Raw genomic sequence first — 2,181 nt, 5'->3', positions numbered from 1 at the left:
AGATAAATAACAGTTAAATAGGAGTTTGTAGATTGTCAAATACTTTTGATATATAAAAAATAGGCAATATCAAATACTTTTGATAGTACAAATTCATTTAATGGTATAGAGTAATTATGCAGGAGGACATTATATAGAGATTGGTAAAAGTATGAAAAGTAGCTACTAAAATTCTTTAATTTTAATAGCTGCTTTTTTTATTTGTAAACTTAATACTTTCTTAATATTTTCTTTAAGATATCTTACAACTATAGATATACAATAAAATCAAGTTAAGAGATTAAATAAAAATAACAAAAAAGCGATAGAGAATTTTATCAAGGAGGTAAATGAAGATGAAAGAAGTTATATTAAAAACTTATAACATTACTAAGAAATATGGAAATCAAGTAGCGGTAAACAATGTTAATATGACAATTAAAAAAGGTGAGATATATGGTTTTATAGGTCAAAATGGAGCTGGTAAAACAACATTAATTAGACTTATAACAGGATTAATTCATAAAACTGGTGGAGAAATAGAGCTTTTAGGGGCTACAGGAGAAGCGGAATTAAATAAGTCCAGAACAATGGTTGGAAGTTTAATTGAAACTCCTTCATTTTATACTAATATGACAGCAAGAGAAAATTTAGAGGTGTCTAGATTAGTAAGAAATATACCAGGTAAGAAGTGTATAGATGAAGTGTTAGAATTAGTTGGACTAAAAGATGTTGAAAAGAAAAAGGTTAAAAATTTCTCTTTAGGAATGAGACAAAGATTAGGAATTGCAAATGCATTAATGGGAAATCCTAAGTTACTTATACTAGATGAACCTATAAACGGACTTGATCCTATGGGAATAGTTGAAATAAGAGAGTTATTAAAGAAGATAAATAAAGAAAAGGATATGACAATATTAATATCAAGCCATATATTAAGCGAATTATCAGAGCTTGCAACAACTTATGGAATAATATCAAATGGTAAGTTAATTGAAGAAATAACATCAGAGGAACTAGCAGAAAAATGTAGACAATATATAGATTTAAAAGTCGATGATACATCTAGAGCAGTAACTTTATTAGAAAGAGAATTAGGAATAAGTGATTATGAAGTTTTAGAAGATAAAAAGATAAAGGTCTTCTCTAATTTAGATAATGTTGGAGAGGTAAATTCAATACTTTCAAAGTCAGGTGTTATTGTTGAAAGTATAAGTATTAAGGGAGAAAATTTAGAAGAATACTTTATGAATAAAATTGGAGGTGTTTTAAATGCTTAAAGCTATACAAGCAGAATTATATAAATTATTTAAAAATAGAACATTTAAAGTATTAATATTTGTTACAGTTTTATTATCTTCCATGACAATAGTTATGTGTTCATCAGTTTTTGATCAAATACTTAGTGATAGTTTAGGTAATATGCCAGAAGACCAAAAACAAGCTCTTATAGAGCAGATGGAAAGTATCTCTGAAAGTGATTCAGTAGTAACGCCTGGTCAGTTAGGAGTTAATTTGGAAGCTAAAGATATTATGAATCCAACTGCAATAGAAGTATATCATTCTTCTTTTGGTTCAGGAGTAATAGAGATATTAATAGGAATATTGGTAGCAGCATTAATGGCAAAAGAATATTCACAAGGGACAATAAAAAATTTCTTAGCCTACGGCAAAAAAAGGGAAGAGTTTTATCTAGCAAAGTTTATAGCTATAGTTGTAGGAGTTGCAATTATTTTAGCGGTTATGACTATATTACCAACAATAGCAGTAGCTATTATGAACGGATGGGGTCAAGCCTTTGAATTTTCACAAGTATTAGGAATGATAAAAACATTTATAGCATCACTTATAGCTAGTTCTGCAGTAGCTACATTAGCTATGGTTATAGCAACATTAGTAAAAAGTAATGGGGCTACAATTGGAATAACAGTAGCAATATTTATAGGAGTTCCAACATTTGCAGGATTTTTATACGGAATATATCCTTGGTTTGATAGACTTTATGAAGTATTACCATTTTATAATTCTGCTTTAGCAACTTCAATTAAGGCAGGAAATGGGGATTTGCTTAGATCAATATTAATTGCAACAGTGACAATAGTAATTTCATTATTTGGAGGAATAATGGTATTTAAGTCACAAGACATAAAATAATGAAAAATCGACTAAAAACGCGTGCCCCAGGGGCGAATACAATATTTG

Annotated in this window: 2 protein-coding genes; both read left to right on the top strand. The window is 28.7% G+C overall.

Going from position 1 to position 2,181, the window contains the following annotated elements:
- The first annotated feature begins 335 nt into the window (after positions 1–335).
- Positions 336–1,259 carry an ATP-binding cassette domain-containing protein gene (locus Q0G30_RS14165; RefSeq protein WP_294391387.1) on the top strand — a complete coding sequence of 308 codons (924 nt, stop codon included), beginning with the start codon at positions 336–338 and terminating at the stop codon, positions 1,257–1,259.
- Entirely contained in the window at positions 1,252–2,133 is an 882-nt protein-coding gene (locus Q0G30_RS14160; RefSeq protein ID WP_294391382.1) for an ABC transporter permease subunit, read from the top strand. The genes Q0G30_RS14165 and Q0G30_RS14160 overlap by 8 nt, the downstream gene beginning before the upstream one ends.
- Positions 2,134–2,181: the final 48 nt, after the last annotated feature.

The organism is uncultured Clostridium sp. (assembly GCF_934754925.1).
Lineage (GTDB): Bacteria > Bacillota > Clostridia > Clostridiales > Clostridiaceae > Clostridium.
Note: the sequence above shows the minus strand (reverse complement) of the source record. Positions and strands in the feature narration are given on the sequence as shown.